The organism is Streptomyces sp. NPDC015532 (assembly GCF_043078065.1).
In the GTDB taxonomy this organism is placed as follows: Bacteria; Actinomycetota; Actinomycetes; order Streptomycetales; family Streptomycetaceae; genus Streptomyces.
In genome coordinates this window covers 36,816-52,099 of sequence record NZ_JBIBSY010000013.1, presented here as the reverse complement: position 1 = coordinate 52,099, position 15,284 = coordinate 36,816, and the positions used below count along the sequence as shown (strand labels likewise).

The window sequence follows — 15,284 nt, the reverse complement described above, 5'->3', positions numbered from 1 at the left end:
GCCTCCAGGGGTCAGCGCGGGCGCAGCGCCGCGACGGCGAGCACCGCGGGCGCGGTGATGAGCAGGGTGAACGAGACCAGTGACGGACCGCCGCGGGGCGCGTGCTTGTGCGGCGGGGTGCGGTACGCCGGATAGCTGACCGGAACCGGCGCCGGGGCGGGACGCGCGCTCGGTGTCGGTGCCGGCTTCGGCGGGGGTCTCGGTGCCACGACCGGAGCGGGCCGCGGCGGCACGGGCTTTTGCCTCGGCGCCGGTGGTGGAGGCGGTGGCGGCGGAGGCGGTGGTGGGGGCGCGGGCTCCGGTGCGTGGGTGGGCGGAGGCGGTGGGGCCGGCTTCGGCGTCGGCCTGGGCTTCGGCGGCGGAGGGGGCTCGGGCGCCGGCGGGGGCGGCGTGGGCGTCGGCGGGCAGGGCGGGGTGGGGGTCGGAGTCGGGGTCGGAGTCGGGGCCGGACACCGGATGGTGTGTCCGACGACGGCGACCGCCCCGTCGCCCGCCACCGCCACCGCGGTGATCCCGTCGCCGTCCGGGCCCGTCGAGGCGTACGCGCAGGCGTCGGCCGTGGCCGTTCCGCTCGGCGCGCCGACGAGGAGCCAGGTGAGCGCGGTCAGCGCCAGTACCCGTATGACGAGGGCGGATCGATTCCGCTGGGGTGCGTGCACGACGAAGATCATGGGGCGCGAGGGGCCGGGTCACGGCGAAGTGTCCTGGATTGGCCACGAATTGGGTACCTGCGGGCCCCGGTGGCTTGACGCGGGTGGCCGGGAAACGCGGGCTTCCGGCGAACATGCGGGCGATCCGCGTCGAACGCCGCACAGTCTTCCGAAAGAAATTTGAGGCCCCTTTGAACACTCCTGCACCTCCCGCCCGTACCTAGGGCCATGCGCGGCGCTGCAGGGCGCTGCAAAACTTATGCGAACAGCGGGAGTTACCAATGAAGACCTCCTGGCGGAGCGCCTCACTCGTAGCGTCAGCTGCGGCCGTGCTGGCGCTCACGACGGCGTGTGGTCAGGAAAATGGCACCTCGACGGGTGCCCAGAACGTGGGTGCCACCTCGGCGGCCGGCGGTTACGGGACCAGCACCACCGCTGGTTCGGGCAACGGCTACGGAGCCGACTCCAAGGAGAGCGCCGCCGCCAAGCCGGAGGCCGCGGGCGAGCTGGCCGTGGCCGAGAGCGTCAAGCTCGGCAAGGTGCTGACCGACGGCTCGGGACTGACCCTTTACCGCTTCGACAAGGACACCGCCGAGCCGCCGAAGTCGAGTTGTGACGGCGCCTGCGCGACCGCCTGGCCGCCCGTGCCCGCCGAGGGCGCCGAAGCCGCCACCGGTGTGGACAAGGCACTGCTCGGCGAGGTCACCCGCACCGACGGTACGAAGCAGCTGACCATAGGCGGCTGGCCCATGTACCGGTACGCCAAGGACACCAAGGCCGGTGACACCAACGGCCAGAACGTGGGCGGCACTTGGTTCGCCTCGGCGCCCGACGGCAAGAAGGCCACCCTGGCCTCCCTGCCCGGTCTGTCGGTCCGCAAGGACCCGAAGCTCGGCGACATCGTCGTCGACAAGAACGGGATGACCGTCTACCGCTTCATGAAGGACCAGGCCTGGCCCGTCTCGAAGTCGGCCTGCACCGGCGCCTGCCTGGAGAAGTGGCCCGCGGTCGCCCCGGTCTCCGAGGACGACACCAAGGGCGTCAAGAAGAAGGGCCTGATGCCCTTCACGCGCCCCGACGGTGTGAAGCAGATGTCGGTCAACTGCTGGCCGATCTACACCTTCTCCGGTGACAGTGCTCCCGGCGAGACCAACGGTCAGGGAGTGGGCGGCACGTGGTACGCCGTCTCGCCCGACGGAAAGCCGGTCGGCGCGGCCGAGTAGGGCGTCAACACCCCACGGTTGACCGGCTCGCCCGAACGAACGCGCCGCCCAGGGTCCGCCCCCTCCACCGGAGGGGGCGGACCCTTGTGCTGCCCGGCGCGGGCGAAGCATTCCGGCCGTCGCCGGAACGTGAAAGATCCGGGCGACGGCCCGGATGTGAAAGAACGCCACGGCCCGATGGGAGACTTGGCCACGCTTCGTGACCCCGCCGAGCTTTTTGGAATGCTTCGGAACGATTTCGCGGGGGCGGTGCGTGGCGTCCGCGGTATACGTTCGCAGATGCCAATTCGGCACGTGCCTGAGGCAGTGACCGGGAACGGACGGTCAATTTCCGGTTTGACTCGCTCCTTTGGCGGGCGATCAGTAGCCTCTGCTCGAACACCGGATCGTCCGTGCCGTCGCCTACGCCTTGGAGAGATAGATGGAGCGTCCCGCCTGGGCCCCTCGCAGCATTGACATCTCAGTGCCGAGCGTCTCCCGGATATACGACTACTACCTGGGCGGTTCGCACAACTTCGAGGTAGACCGGGAAGCGGCGCGCAAGGCGATGGAGTTCATGCCGGGCCTCCCCAAGGTCATGCAGGCGAACCGGGCGTTCATGCGCCGGGCGGTCCGCTACGCGGCCGGTGAGGGTATCGACCAGTTCCTCGACATCGGCTCCGGTATCCCCACATTCGGCAACGTCCACGAGATCGCCCAGGCCGCCCGCCCCGGCGCACGGGTCGTCTACGTCGACCACGACCCGGTTGCCGTCGCACACAGCCAGGCCGTACTGCGGGACAACGAGGACGCGGACGTCGTCGCCGCGGACCTCCTCAAGCCCCAGGAAATCCTGGCGAGTCACCCGGTTCAGCGGCTGATCGACCTGAACCGGCCGGTCGCGCTGCTTCTCGTTGCCATACTTCACTTCGTGGAAGACGCGGACGACCCGTACCGGGCGGTGGCCGAACTGCGCGACGCCCTCGCGCCGGGAAGCATGCTCGTCGTCACGCATGCCTCGTTCGAGGGTATTCCGCTCACGCGGGAGCAGGCCGAGGGCACGGTCGACGTCTACAAGGGCATCCGCAACCCGCTGATCATGCGCACGCGCGAGGAGATCGCGCGGTTCTTCGAGGGGTACGACATGGTGGAACCCGGACTGGTGCCGATGCCGGACTGGCGGCCCGACACGGCGTCCGAGGACGAGGATCCCTATTCCTTCTCCGGGTTCGGCGGCGTGGGACGCACGGCGTGAGCGCCGAGCCGGACGGGCCGGAGGACAGACTGCGCCGCTTCGCGACGATCTGGAGCCGCGCGGTCTTCCCCGTCACCTCCACCTCGCTGACCCGGCCGGAGTTCGAGGAGCAACTGCTGCCGCTCGCGAGACGGCTGAGCGAGGCCCTGCGGGCCAGGACCTTCGAGGCCGCCGAGGGACGCGGCGTCGGCGCCGCGCTCGTCGCCGCACACTGCACCGACCCCGAGGCACTCAGCCGCGCCCTCGACTGCGTCGACGCCTACCTGGTGCTCTACTGCGGCGAGGACGGGCCCAAGGAGGCGCTGCGGACCCGCTCCGCACGGCTCCAGCACGCCATGGCCGCCGGGTACGCAGAAGCGCTCCGGGAGCGGACCCGCGCCGAACAACAGGCCATCTCACAGGCGGCGTTGACCGCGCGCAGCGCCGTCGCCGAGGCCCTGCACGACAGTGAGGCCCGCTTCCGCGCGGTGTTCGAGGGCGCGGCCATAGGCATCGGCATCGCCGACCTCGAAGGCAACATCCTCCAGGTCAACGGAGCCCTGCTGCGCATGTTCGGCGGCTCGGAACAGAACATGCGGGGGCGCCGGGTCTTCGAATGGACGCACGCCGAGGACGGCCCTCAGGTGTGGCGGCTTTACGAGGAGCTGGTGCGCGGTGAACGCGAGCACTACCACGTCGAGAAGGCGTTCTACCGCCCCGACGGCACCGCCCTGTGGACCAACCTGACGGTCTCCCTGCTGCGCGACGCGGACGGCGCGCCCCAGTACCAGCTCGCGCTGATGGAGGACACCACCGAGCGGCGGCTGCTCAATCTGCGGCTGCGCTACGAGGCGACCCACGACGCGCTGACCGGACTGCCCAACCGGACCCTGTTCTTCGAGCGTCTGGAGAAGGCGCTGGCCGCGGGGGAGGGGCAGCGCTTCGGGCTCTGCTACCTCGACCTCGACGGCTTCAAGACCATCAACGACAGCCTCGGGCACGCGGCCGGCGACCGGCTGCTCGTCGAGGTCGCCGACCGCCTCCAGTCCTGCGCGACGGCCCCCGGCGAGATGGTCGCCCGGCTGGGCGGCGACGAGTTCGTGGCCCTGACCACCGGCCCGGACACCGAGCGCGAGGTCGACGAACTGGCCGGCCGCATCATGAACGCGCTCGTCACCCCGATCAGCGTCGACGGCCGTGACCTGACCGTGCGGGGCAGCGTCGGCGTCGTCGAGGGTCCTGCCGGGGAGCGCGGCGCGGCCGAGGTGCTGCGCAGCGCCGACATCACGATGTACCGGGCCAAGTCCGCAGGCGGCAACCGCTTCGAGCTCGCCGACCCCGAGGCCGACGCCCGCGCCATCACCCGCAACGGACTCACCACCGCGCTCCCGGCCGCCCTGGACCGGGGCGAGTTCTTCATCGAGTACCAGCCGCTGGTGCACCTCGGCGACGGCAGTGTGCGGGGCGCGGAGGCGCTGGTGCGCTGGCTGCACCCGCAGCACGGTGTCCTCGGACCCGACCGCTTCATCCCCCTCGCCGAGCACACCGGACTGATCGTGCCGCTCGGACGCTGGGTCCTGGAGCAGTCGGTGCGCCAGGCCCGCAGCTGGCAGGAACGGCACTCCGCCGGCGGCCCGCTGCGCGTCAACGTCAATCTCTCGCCGTGTCAGCTGACCCATCCCGGACTGGTCCAGGACACGGTCGACATCCTGGAGCGTGAGGGTCTCGACGCCCAGGCGCTGTGCCTGGAGGTCACCGAGTCCGCGCTGATCGGCGCGGACGACGATCTGCTCAAGCCGTTGCGCCGGCTCGCCGAGATGGGCGTCGACATCGCGCTCGACGACTTCGGCACCGGCTACTCGAACCTGGCGAACCTCCGTCGGCTGCCGGTCAGCATCCTCAAGCTGGACCGGTCCTTCACCCAGGGGATGCAGCAGTTCCCGGCGGATCCGGTCGACCTGAAGATCGTCGAGGGCATCGTCTCCCTCGCCCACAGTCTCGACCTGGCGGTCACGGTCGAGGGCGTGGAGACCGGCGCGCAGGCCGAACAGCTGCGGCTCCTGGGCTGTGACACCGCCCAGGGCTGGTACTACGCCCGTCCGGGGCCACCGGAGCGGCTGCACGAGCTGGCGCTGGTCGACGCGGTCGGCTGAGCGCCCCCGCGCGGCGCGGCCTCCCGGTACGGAGACGCGCCGCGCACCGCCGCCGGAACACGGGACGGCACCGCGTCCCGGATCCCTCGCCGTCCTCCGCCCTCACCGGGCCCCGGCGGCCCACGGGACGCCTCGCGCCTTCGGTCGTCCCTGTGTCTCACTGGCAGGACGTACCTCCCACCGATGGAGCTGAGACGGATGAGCACCGAACTTCAGGGCAGGACGGCCGTCGTCACCGGAGCCAGCAAGGGCATCGGACTCGCGGTCACGGAGGCGCTGGCCGGCGCGGGCGCGAGGGTGATCGCCGGCTCCCGCGGCACCTCGGCGGGCCTGGACGTCCTGGCCGGGAAGGGGAGCGTGACCTGGGTGCCGGTCGACCTCGCCGAACCCGACGCCGCCGGCAGGCTCGTCGAGGCGGCGGGCGGGCGCATCGACGTCCTGGTCAACAACGTGGGTACGGCCCCCGCCCGCACCGGTGGCTTCCTGTCGGTCACCGACGAGGACTGGCGGCACACCGTCGAACTGAACCTGCTCGCGGCCGTACGGGTCACCCGTGCGGCCCTGCCGGCGATGCTGGCCGCCGGACAGGGCTCGGTCGTGACGATCGCCTCGGTCAACGCCACGCTGCCCGACCCCCTGGTCATCGACTACAGCGCCGGCAAGGCCGCCCTGGTCGCCTTCTCCAAGGCACTGTCCAAGGAGGTCGGCCCGAAGGGCGTCCGGGTCAACACGGTGAGCCCCGGTCCGGTGAAGACCGACCTGTGGCTCGGCGGCGGGGGAGTGGCCGCCACGGTCTCGGCCGCCGCCGGGCTCACCCCGGACGACGTGGTCGCCCAGGCCTCCGGCCAGAGTGTCACCGGCCGCTTCTCCGAACCGTCGGAGGTCGCCGACCTGGTTCTCTTCCTCGCAGGGGACCGCGCGCGCAACATCACCGGCAGCGACTTCGTCATCGACGGCGGCCTCATCCCGACCTGGTGAACTCGTCCGGCGCGGCCCGCCGTCAGCGTTCCAGCAGGCCCGCCGTCAGCGTTCCAGCAGCATCCGCTGGAGTTCCCGGGCCGCCCGGGGCGGTGCCACGTCGCTGCGGTGCGCCAGCGCGATGGTCCGCTCCAGTCCGGGCGGGGCCAGCGGCGTCGCCCGCAGCCCCGGCCCGTACCGCGCGGCCACCATGCGCGGTACGACGGCTACGCCGAGGCCCGCCCGGACGAAGCCGAGCACCGCGTCCATCTCACCGCCCTCGACCGCGAAGTCGGGCTCGAAGCCCTCGGCGCGACAGGCGGCGACGGTCAGCTCCCGCAGGTCGTAGCCGTGCCGGAACATCACCAGACGCTCGCCCTCCAGATCGGCGACACGCACCGTGCCCCGGCCACCACCGGGCGCCGGGGCCTCCGGTGAGGACACCACCACCAGGTCCTCGCGCAGCAGCTCCACCGTGGTCAGCGCGGGGGACGGGGTGGGCAGCGGCAGGACGACCAGGGCGAGGTCGAGGGCGCCGCGCGCCAGTTCCCGTACGAGATCGTGCGAGCCGCCCTCCTCGATCAGCAGCCGGATACCCGGATAGCGGTCGTGGAAGGCGCGCAGCACGTCGGGAAGCAGACCGGTGCACAGGCTCGGGGTCGCCCCGAGCCGCACCCGGCCGCTGCGCAGCTGGGCCAGCTCCTGCACCTCGTGCCGGGCCGTGTCCGCGTCGGCGAGGATGCGCCGGGCGAGCGGCAGCAGGGCCTCGCCCGCGTCGGTCAGCGTGATGTTCCCGCGCGCCCGCAGGAACAGATCGGCCCCCAACTCCCGCTCCAGCGACTTGATCTGCTGCGACAACGAGGGCTGCGCGACATGCACCAGTTCGGCGGCCCGGGTGAAATGCCGGGTCTCCGCGACGGCCACGAAGTACTGGAGCTGGTGGAACTGCACCCTTCGACGATAGCTCAGGTCTATGGAAACCAGCCGCTTCATGTCTTGGACCGATCGGTTCCCCGCGGCCTACCGTCTCTTCCCATGGCTCTGGCAACGCGGACGGACCGACGGCCGTCCATGGCGCGCTCCGTGTGGGACAGCTCCGTCGGCAAGAAGACCGTGATGGCCGTCAGCGGCCTGATCATGCTGCTCTACCTGGTCGCCCACATGATCGGGAACTTGAAGATCTACTTCGGCGCGGGCGAGTTCAACCACTACGCCCACTGGCTGCGCACCGTGGGCGAACCCTTCATGCACGACGAGTGGACCCTGTGGCTCGTCCGCGTGGTGCTGGTCGTCGCCGTGGTCGCGCACGCCACGTCCGCGTACCAGCTCAGCCGCCGTGACCTCCGGGCCCGGCCCAGCAAGTACGTGCACAAAAAGCGCGGCGCGAGCTACGCCACCCGCACGATGCGCTGGGGCGGGATCATCCTCGGCCTGTTCATCGTCTGGCACCTGCTCGACCTGACCACCGGCACCGTGCACTCCGGCGGCTTCCAGGAGGGCCACCCCTACCAGAACGTCGTGGACACCTTCTCCACCTGGTACGGCGACGTCGTCTACATCGTCGCGATGCTCGCGCTCGGCCTGCACATCCGGCACGGCTTCTGGAGCGCCGCCCAGACCCTCGGGGCCGGCAGCCGCACCCGCGACCGCGCCCTGAAGACCATCGCGAACGTCCTCGCGCTGCTGCTCACGGCGGGCTTCATCGCCGTACCCGTGGGCGTCATGACCGGAGTGGTGAGCTGAAATGACCGCTGAATACACCCACTTCACGACCGGGGAACCGGTCGCCGACACCAAGGCCCCGGCCGGACCGGTCGAAGAGCGCTGGGACAGGCGCCGGTTCGAGGCCAGGCTGGTCAACCCGGCCAACCGCCGCAAGCACACCGTGATCGTCGTCGGCACCGGCCTCGCGGGCGGCTCCGCGGGCGCCACCCTCGCCGAACAGGGCTACCACGTCGTCCAGTTCTGCTACCAGGACTCCCCGCGCCGGGCCCACTCCATCGCCGCGCAGGGAGGCATCAACGCCGCGAAGAACTACCGCAACGACGGCGACTCCGTGCATCGGCTCTTCTACGACACCGTCAAGGGCGGCGACTTCAGGGCGCGCGAGTCCAACGTCCGCCGTCTGGCGCAGATCTCGGTCGAGATCATCGACCAGTGCGTCGCCCAGGGCGTGCCCTTCGCGCGCGAGTACGGCGGCCTGCTCGACACCCGCTCCTTCGGCGGCGTCCAGGTCTCCCGCACCTTCTACGCCCGCGGCCAGACCGGCCAGCAACTCCTGCTCGGCGCCTACCAGGCGCTGTCCCGGCAGATCGCCGCCGGGAACATCGAGATGCACCCGCGCACCGAGATGCTCGATCTGATCGTCGTCGGCGGACGGGCCCGCGGCATCGTGGCCCGCGACCTGATCACCGGCAGGATCGACACCTATTACGCGGACGCCGTCGTCCTGGCGAGCGGCGGCTACGGCAACGTCTTCTACCTCTCGACCAACGCCATGAACTCCAACGCCACCGCGATCTGGCGGGCCCACCGGCGCGGCGCGTACTTCGCCAACCCCTGCTTCACCCAGATCCACCCCACCTGCATCCCGCGCACCGGCGACCACCAGTCCAAGCTCACGCTGATGAGCGAGTCGCTGCGCAACGACGGCCGCATCTGGGTCCCCAAGGCGCACGGCGACACCCGCCCGCCGAACGAGATCCCCGAGGACGAGCGCGACTACTACCTGGAGCGCGTCTACCCCTCCTTCGGCAACCTCGTGCCCCGCGACATCGCCTCCCGCGCCGCCAAGAACGTCTGCGACGAGGGCAGGGGAGTGGGCCCCGGCGGCCAGGGCGTCTACCTCGACTTCGCGGACGCCATCCGGCGGATGGGCCGGGACAAGGTGGAGGAGCAGTACGGCAACCTCTTCGACATGTACGCCCGGATCACCGCCGAGGACCCGTACACCGTGCCCATGCGGATCTACCCCGCCGTGCACTACACGATGGGCGGACTGTGGGTCGACTACGACCTCCAGACCACCGTCCCCGGCCTGTTCGCCATCGGCGAGGCCAACTTCTCCGACCACGGCGCGAACCGGCTCGGCGCCTCCGCCCTCATGCAGGGGCTCGCGGACGGCTACTTCGTCCTCCCGTCGACGATCAACGACTACCTCGCCCGCAACCCGCACCGCTCCACCGACGACGAGCTGAACGACGAACACCCCGCCGTCCAGGAGGTGCTGGCCGAGACAGAGGACCGGCTGCGGCTCCTGCTCGCCGTCGACGGCGACCGCACCCCCGACTCCTTCCACCGCGAACTCGGCGAACTCATGTGGGAGTTCTGCGGAATGGCCCGTACGGAGAGCGGACTGCGCAAGGCCCTGGAGCGCATTCCCCAGATCCGCGAGGAGTTCTGGAGGCGCATCAAGGTGCCCGGCACCGGCGAGGAGTTCAACCAGTCGCTGGAGAAGGCCAACCGCGTCGTCGACTACCTGGAGCTCGCCGAGCTGATGTGCCTCGACGCGCTGCACCGGGCCGAGTCCTGCGGCGGCCACTTCCGCGAGGAGTCCCAGACCCCCGACGGCGAGGCGGCCCGCCGGGACGAGGAGTTCTCGTACGCGGCCGCCTGGGAGTTCACCGACACCGGTGCCGCGCCCGTCCTGCACAAGGAAGACCTGGTCTTCGAGTACGTCCACCCCACCCAGCGGAGCTACGCATGAAGCTCACCCTGCGCGTCTGGCGGCAGAAGAACGCCGACGCCGACGGAGCGATGTCCACGTACGAGGTGGACGGCATCTCGTCCGACATGTCCTTCCTGGAGATGCTCGACACCCTCAACGAGGAACTCATCCTCAGCGGCGAGGACCCCGTCGCCTTCGACCACGACTGCCGCGAGGGCATCTGCGGCGCGTGCAGCCTGGTCATCAACGGCGACGCGCACGGACCCGAGCGCACCACCACCTGCCAGCTCCACATGCGCTCGTTCCGTGACGGCGACACCATCGACGTCGAGCCGTGGCGGGCCGCCGCCTTCCCGGTCGTCAAGGACCTCGTCGTCGACCGCTCCGCCTTCGACCGGATCATCCAGGCCGGCGGCTACATCACCGCCCCGACCGGTGCCGCGCCCGAGGCGCACGCCACTCCCGTCCCCAAGCCCGACGCCGACTTCGCCTTCGAGCACGCGGAGTGCATCGGCTGCGGTGCCTGCGTGGCGGCCTGCCCGAACGGCGCCGCGATGCTGTTCACCTCGGCCAAGATCAACCACCTGAACGTGCTGCCGCAGGGCACCCCCGAGCGGGAGACCCGGGTGCTCGACATGGTGGCGCAGATGGACGACGAGGGCTTCGGCGGCTGCACCCTCACCGGAGAGTGCGCGACAGCCTGCCCCAAGGGCATCCCGCTGTTCTCCATCACCGGCATGAACAAGGAGTGGCTGCGCGCCACCCGCAAGGCGGGCAGGCGTTAGGCACAAAGTCGTTCGCCGTACGGTGCGGACGGGCGGGACCGGGTGTGGTGCTCATACCCGGTCCCGTCTCGCGTTTCCGGGGCACCCCTGTCATTCAGCATCCTCACATCCGCCCTCCTGGCACTGGTCACGCGCACGCCAACCGGCGTCGGAAGAACAGGAGCGCGCAGACCGTTCGGATCCGGCCTGCCTCCCCCGAGCTCCCGACTTCTCCCGAGCACGGGGTACCCCTCGGCCGAACCGGCCCGTGACCAGGAGAGTGCCATGACCGGCGTTTCCACCCTCGACACCCCGACCCAGCCCGTCGCCCCCACCGGCTACACCGTCACCCTGGCCCGCGACGAGGCCGACGTCCGGGCCGCACAACGGCTCCGCCACGACGTCTTCGCCGGGGAGATGGGCGCCCTCCTGAACACCCCGCTGCCCGGCCTCGACATCGACGCCTTCGACGCCCACTGCGACCACCTGCTCGTCCGCGACACGGAGACCGGCCAGGTCGTCGGCACCTACCGGCTGCTGCCGCCCGAGCGCGCCGCGGCCGCCGGACGGCTCTACTCGGAGAACGAGTTCGACCTCGGCCCGCTGGCCGGAATACGCCCCGGACTGGTCGAGGTCGGCCGCTCCTGCGTCCACCCCGACCACCGCGACGGAGCGGTCATCGGCCTCATCTGGGCCGGGATAGCCCGCTACATGACCGACAGCGGCCACGAATGGCTCGCCGGCTGCTGCTCCATACCGCTCGCCGACGGCGGCGCCCTCGCCGCGGGCACCTGGGACCGGGTGCTGGCCAAGCACCTGGCGCCCGAGGAGTTCCGGGTCCGCCCTCTGCTGCCCTGGAGCGCGGAAGGCGTGGTCCGCCCCGCCCGCACCGAACTGCCCCCGCTGCTGCGCGGCTATCTGCGGCTCGGCGCCTGGGTGTGCGGCGAGCCCGCGCACGACACGGACTTCGGGGTCGCCGACATGTACGTGCTGCTGTCGATGCGCCGGGTCAACCCGCGCTACCTGCGGCACTTCCTCTCGCTCGTCCCCGCCTGATGAGCACGTCCCGCACCGGAACACCGCGTCTCCCCGCCCTCCGCCGTCCCCGGATCGGCGGCCGGCGGGGAGCGGCGCCGCTCCCTGGTCCCGTCCCCGCACCGCGGCGGCCCGCCGCCGGTCCGGCCCCCGTGCCGCCGCAGGCCCCCGGTCCTGTCCCCCCGCCCCGGCGCCCCGCCGCCGGCCCCGTCCGGGCAGCCAGTGCCTGGCTGCCCACCGCACCCTGCTCGCCGCGCGGCTGCGTGGAGTCCGGACGGCCCTGGACCGGCGCGCCGCGCGCCGTCCTGCGGCTGGCCGCGCTGCTGGCCGTGGCCGTCCTCGGGGTCGCCCTGATCCCGCTGATCGCACGGCTGCGGGTCCCGGCGCGCCAGAGGTGGATCCGCCGCTGGTGCCTGGCCCTGGTGCACGCGGCCGGGGTCCGCACGAGGATCACCGGAGCCGCCCCGCCCGTCGGCGGGACGCTGATCGTGTCCCACCACGTCTCGTGGCTGGACATCCCGCTGCTCGCCGCCGTCCGCCCGGCACGGATGGTCGCCAAGACGGAGGTGCGTGCCTGGCCCGCGGTGGGCACGCTGGCGGCCCGCGGCGGCACGTTCTTCATCGACCGCGACCGGCTGCGTGCCCTGCCCGGCACCGTGGACCGGATCGCCGCGGCCCTGCGCGGCGGCTCGGCCGTCGCCGCCTTCCCCGAGGGCAGCACCTGGTGCGGCCGGGCCCGTGGCCGCTACCGCGGGGCCCTCTTCCAGGCGGCGCTGGACGCCGGTGTGCCGGTCCAGCCGGTGCGGATCCGGTACCGGTCCGCCGACGGGGCGGTGAGCACCGCGCCCGCGTTCGTCGGCGAGGACCCGCTGCTCGCCTCGCTGTGGCGCGTGGTGTCGGCGCGCGGCCTGGTGGCCGAGGTGAGTCTGCGGCCCCCGATCCCGGCGGGCGGCCACCCCGACCGCCGGTCCCTGGCCGAGGCGGCCCAGGGCGGCTTCCCCGGCTCCGCCCCACGCGCCGGGGCGCACCCCGGGCATCCTCCCGCCGCACCGCGCCCCGCGGCCTGAACACCCGGCTCAGCGGCGCCCGCCGAGTGCCCGGGCGAGGTAGGGCGCCGTCCGGCCGGTCGCCGTCGCCACCCGTTCGGGTGGACCGGCGGCCACGATCCGCCCTCCCTCGTCGCCCCCGCCCGGGCCCAGGTCGATGACCCAGTCGGCGCCCGCCACCACCGTCATGTCGTGCTCCACCACCACGACGGTGTGACCGGCGTCCACGAGCCCGTGCAACTGGCCCATCAGCACCTCGACATCGGCCGGATGCAGTCCCGTCGTCGGCTCGTCGAGGAGATAGAAGGTGTGCCCCCGGCGGATCCGCTGCAACTCGCTCGCCAGCTTGATGCGCTGGGCCTCGCCGCCCGACAGCTCCGTGGCGGGCTGGCCCAGCCGCACATAGCCGAGACCCACGTCGAGCAGGGTGGCGAGGCTGCGCGTGACGGCCGGGGCGTCCGCGTCGGCGAAGAACCGCGCCGCCGCCTCGACCGTGAGATCCAGGACCTGCGCGATGTTCCGTCCCCGGTACGTCACTTCGAGGGTCTCGGGGTTGTAGCGGGCGCCGCCGCAGTCCGGGCACGGTGCGTAGGTGCTGGGCAGGAACAGCAGCTCCACACTGACGAAACCCTCGCCCTGACAGGTCTCGCAGCGCCCTCCGGCCACGTTGAAGGAGAACCGTCCCGCGCCGAACCCGCGCGCCGTGGCCTCCTTCGTCCCGGCGAACACCTTGCGCACGACGTCGAACAGCCCCGTGTAGGTGGCGAGATTGGAGCGGGGCGTACGGCCGATGGGTCTCTGGTCGACACCGACCAGCCGTCCGACGCCCGCCAGGTCCTCGGTCAACTCGCCGATCAGCGTGGACTTCCCGGAGCCGGAGACCCCGGTCACCGCGGTGAACACACCGAGCGGGAACTCGGCGGTGACCCCGCGCAGATTGTGCCGGGTCACCGGGCCGACCGACACCCGTCCCCGGGGCGTGCGCACCGGGCGCGCCGGCGCGGGGGAGCGGCCGAAGAGGAAGCGTGCCGTCGAGGACTCCGGAACACCCTCCAGCCCGGCGACCGGACCGCTGTGCAGGACCCGCCCGCCGTGCTCGCCGGCCCGCGGACCCACGTCGACCAGCCAGTCCGCGCCGCGCACGACATCGAAGTGGTGCTCCACGACGAACACCGAGTTGCCCGCCGCCTTCAGCCGCTCCAGCACGATGAGCAGGGCCTCCGTGTCCGCCGGGTGCAGCCCGGCGGACGGCTCGTCGAGGACGTACACCACACCGAACAGCCCGGAGCGCAACTGCGTCGCCAGGCGCAGCCGTTGGAGTTCGCCCGCCGAGAGGGTCGGGGTGGCCCGGTCGAGGCTGAGGTAGCCGAGTCCGAGCTCCATGACGGGCGCGATACGGGAGGCGAGGTCCTCGGTCAGGACGCGGGCGGCCTCGGAGTCGGCCGTGAGGGTCTTCGCGAGATCGACCAGCGGCAGCGCGGCCAGCTCGGCGATGGTGCGTCCCGCGAACGTCACCGCCAGCGCCTCGGGCCGCAGCCTGCCGCCGCCGCACACCGGACAGGGAGCGGCGGCCAGGAAGCGCTCCGCCTTGGCCCGCAGGGTGGCGCTCTTGGTGTCGGAGAAGGTCTTCATGACATAGCGCCGGGCGCTCATGTACGTGCCCTGGTAAGGGCGTTGGATCCGTTCGGCCTCGCGTACCGGATGCACGGTGACCACCGGCTGCTCGTCCGTGAACAGGATCCACTCCCGCTCCTCGGCGGGCAGTTCGCGCCAGGGCCGGTCCACGTCATGGCCGAGCGTGTCGAGGATGTCCCGCAGGTTCTTGCCCTGCCAGGCCCCCGGCCAGGCGGCGATCGCGCCCTCGCGGATGGACAGCGCCGGATCGGGGACCAGCAACTCCTCCGTCGTACGGTGGACCTGGCCGAGGCCATGGCACTCCGGGCACGCCCCCGCGGCCGTGTTCGGCGAGAACGCGTCCGAGTCGAGCCGCTCGGCGCCCGCCGGATACCGGCCCGCGCGCGAGAACAGCATCCGCAGCGAGTTGGACAGATTGGTGACGGTGCCCACGGAGGACCGTGAGGTGGGTGCCGACCTGCGCTGCTGGAGGGACACCGCCGGCGGCAGCCCGGTGATCTCCCCGACCTTCGGCGCCCCCACCTGATGGATCAGCCGCCGCGCGTAGGGGGCGACCGACTCGAAGTACCGCCGCTGCGCCTCCGCGTAGATCGTGCCGAAGGCCAGCGACGACTTCCCGGACCCCGACACACCCGTGAACACCACCAGGAGGTCCCGCGGGATGTCGACGTCGACACCCCGCAGATTGTGCTCCCGGGCGCCGCGGACGCGGACGTACGAGTCGTGGGGGCGGCCGTCGGGGCTGGGCATCGGCGGGACTCCTGGGGGCGGCCCGTACCGCGGTCCGGTGGGCCGCGGCCCGGCCGTCGAGGGGGCAGGGGGCAAACCCCACGATTCTAGGCCGCGCCCGGTCCCGCTACCCGGGCGCGGCGGGCGGGACCCGGAAGCCCGTCCGGCCGGAGAGCCTTCCGGGTCCCGCCCGGACGACCGGCCGGGACGCG

At 72.0% G+C, this 15,284-nt stretch carries 12 protein-coding genes; 9 read left to right on the top strand and 3 right to left on the bottom strand.

What is annotated here, in order from left to right:
• Window positions 1-11 precede the first annotated feature (11 nt).
• Window positions 12-209, bottom strand: a complete 198-nt coding sequence (locus tag ACF07B_RS31090) for a hypothetical protein (RefSeq protein WP_369481229.1) — start codon at window positions 207-209, stop codon at window positions 12-14.
• A 722-nt stretch (window positions 210-931) separates the two neighbouring features.
• On the opposite strand from ACF07B_RS31090, the gene ACF07B_RS31085 reads away from it, so the two are divergent.
• From ACF07B_RS31085 to ACF07B_RS31070, 4 genes are all read left to right on the top strand, one after another.
• Window positions 932-1,873, top strand: coding sequence for an SCO0930 family lipoprotein (locus ACF07B_RS31085; RefSeq protein WP_369486395.1), 942 nt, complete (start codon window positions 932-934; stop codon window positions 1,871-1,873).
• Window positions 1,874-2,294: 421 nt separating this feature from the next.
• The gene (locus ACF07B_RS31080; protein ID WP_392181416.1) at window positions 2,295-3,107 is read left to right on the top strand and encodes an SAM-dependent methyltransferase; all 813 of its coding nucleotides are present in this window, start codon (window positions 2,295-2,297) and stop codon (window positions 3,105-3,107) included.
• Window positions 3,104-5,239: a putative bifunctional diguanylate cyclase/phosphodiesterase gene (locus tag ACF07B_RS31075; RefSeq protein ID WP_392181415.1), complete on the top strand. Its 2,136-nt coding sequence runs from the start codon at window positions 3,104-3,106 to the stop codon at window positions 5,237-5,239. The genes ACF07B_RS31080 and ACF07B_RS31075 overlap by 4 nt, the downstream gene beginning before the upstream one ends.
• A gap of 198 nt (window positions 5,240-5,437) precedes the next feature.
• Window positions 5,438-6,217, top strand: coding sequence for an oxidoreductase (locus ACF07B_RS31070; RefSeq protein WP_392181414.1), 780 nt, complete (start codon window positions 5,438-5,440; stop codon window positions 6,215-6,217).
• 45 nt (window positions 6,218-6,262) lie between these two features.
• Here ACF07B_RS31070 and ACF07B_RS31065 read toward each other — a convergent pair whose 3' ends face one another.
• Window positions 6,263-7,147, bottom strand: a complete 885-nt coding sequence (locus ACF07B_RS31065) for a LysR family transcriptional regulator (RefSeq protein ID WP_369486398.1) — start codon at window positions 7,145-7,147, stop codon at window positions 6,263-6,265.
• 120 nt (window positions 7,148-7,267) lie between these two features.
• Here ACF07B_RS31065 and ACF07B_RS31060 point away from each other — a divergent pair, with 120 nt between their 5' ends.
• The 5 genes from ACF07B_RS31060 to ACF07B_RS31040 all read left to right on the top strand — a co-directional run bounded on the left by ACF07B_RS31060 (window position 7,268) and on the right by ACF07B_RS31040 (window position 12,729).
• Window positions 7,268-7,939, top strand: coding sequence for a succinate dehydrogenase (locus ACF07B_RS31060; RefSeq protein ID WP_392181561.1), 672 nt, complete (start codon window positions 7,268-7,270; stop codon window positions 7,937-7,939).
• A 1-nt stretch (window position 7,940) separates the two neighbouring features.
• On the top strand, window positions 7,941-9,902 hold the full coding sequence (locus ACF07B_RS31055; RefSeq protein ID WP_392181413.1) for a fumarate reductase/succinate dehydrogenase flavoprotein subunit: 1,962 nt from the start codon (window positions 7,941-7,943) through the stop codon (window positions 9,900-9,902).
• Window positions 9,899-10,648, top strand: a complete 750-nt coding sequence (locus tag ACF07B_RS31050) for a succinate dehydrogenase/fumarate reductase iron-sulfur subunit (protein ID WP_392181412.1) — start codon at window positions 9,899-9,901, stop codon at window positions 10,646-10,648. Before ACF07B_RS31055 ends, ACF07B_RS31050 begins: the two co-directional genes overlap by 4 nt.
• Before the next feature lie 264 nt (window positions 10,649-10,912).
• Complete coding sequence (locus tag ACF07B_RS31045; protein ID WP_392181411.1) at window positions 10,913-11,683, top strand: GNAT family N-acetyltransferase; 771 nt, start codon at window positions 10,913-10,915, stop codon at window positions 11,681-11,683.
• 242 nt (window positions 11,684-11,925) lie between these two features.
• The gene (locus tag ACF07B_RS31040) at window positions 11,926-12,729 is read left to right on the top strand and encodes a lysophospholipid acyltransferase family protein (RefSeq protein ID WP_392181410.1); all 804 of its coding nucleotides are present in this window, start codon (window positions 11,926-11,928) and stop codon (window positions 12,727-12,729) included.
• Window positions 12,730-12,738: 9 nt separating this feature from the next.
• Here ACF07B_RS31040 and ACF07B_RS31035 read toward each other — a convergent pair whose 3' ends face one another.
• On the bottom strand, window positions 12,739-15,093 hold the full coding sequence (locus ACF07B_RS31035) for an ATP-binding cassette domain-containing protein (protein WP_392181409.1): 2,355 nt from the start codon (window positions 15,091-15,093) through the stop codon (window positions 12,739-12,741).
• Window positions 15,094-15,284 lie beyond the last annotated feature (191 nt).

Excerpts from the sequence above, each read along its gene's own strand:
- ACF07B_RS31050 (WP_392181412.1), top strand. The coding sequence starts at position 9,899 with ATGAAGCTCACCCTGCGCGTCTGGCGGCAGAAGAACGCCGACGCCGAC.
- ACF07B_RS31055 (WP_392181413.1), top strand. The coding sequence starts at position 7,941 with ATGACCGCTGAATACACCCACTTCACGACCGGGGAACCGGTCGCCGAC.
- ACF07B_RS31085 (WP_369486395.1), top strand. The coding sequence starts at position 932 with ATGAAGACCTCCTGGCGGAGCGCCTCACTCGTAGCGTCAGCTGCGGCC.
- ACF07B_RS31070 (WP_392181414.1), top strand. The coding sequence starts at position 5,438 with ATGAGCACCGAACTTCAGGGCAGGACGGCCGTCGTCACCGGAGCCAGC.
- ACF07B_RS31080 (WP_392181416.1), top strand. The coding sequence starts at position 2,295 with ATGGAGCGTCCCGCCTGGGCCCCTCGCAGCATTGACATCTCAGTGCCG.
- ACF07B_RS31035 (WP_392181409.1), bottom strand. The coding sequence starts at position 15,093 with ATGCCCAGCCCCGACGGCCGCCCCCACGACTCGTACGTCCGCGTCCGC.
- ACF07B_RS31060 (WP_392181561.1), top strand. The coding sequence starts at position 7,268 with ATGGCGCGCTCCGTGTGGGACAGCTCCGTCGGCAAGAAGACCGTGATG.
- ACF07B_RS31045 (WP_392181411.1), top strand. The coding sequence starts at position 10,913 with ATGACCGGCGTTTCCACCCTCGACACCCCGACCCAGCCCGTCGCCCCC.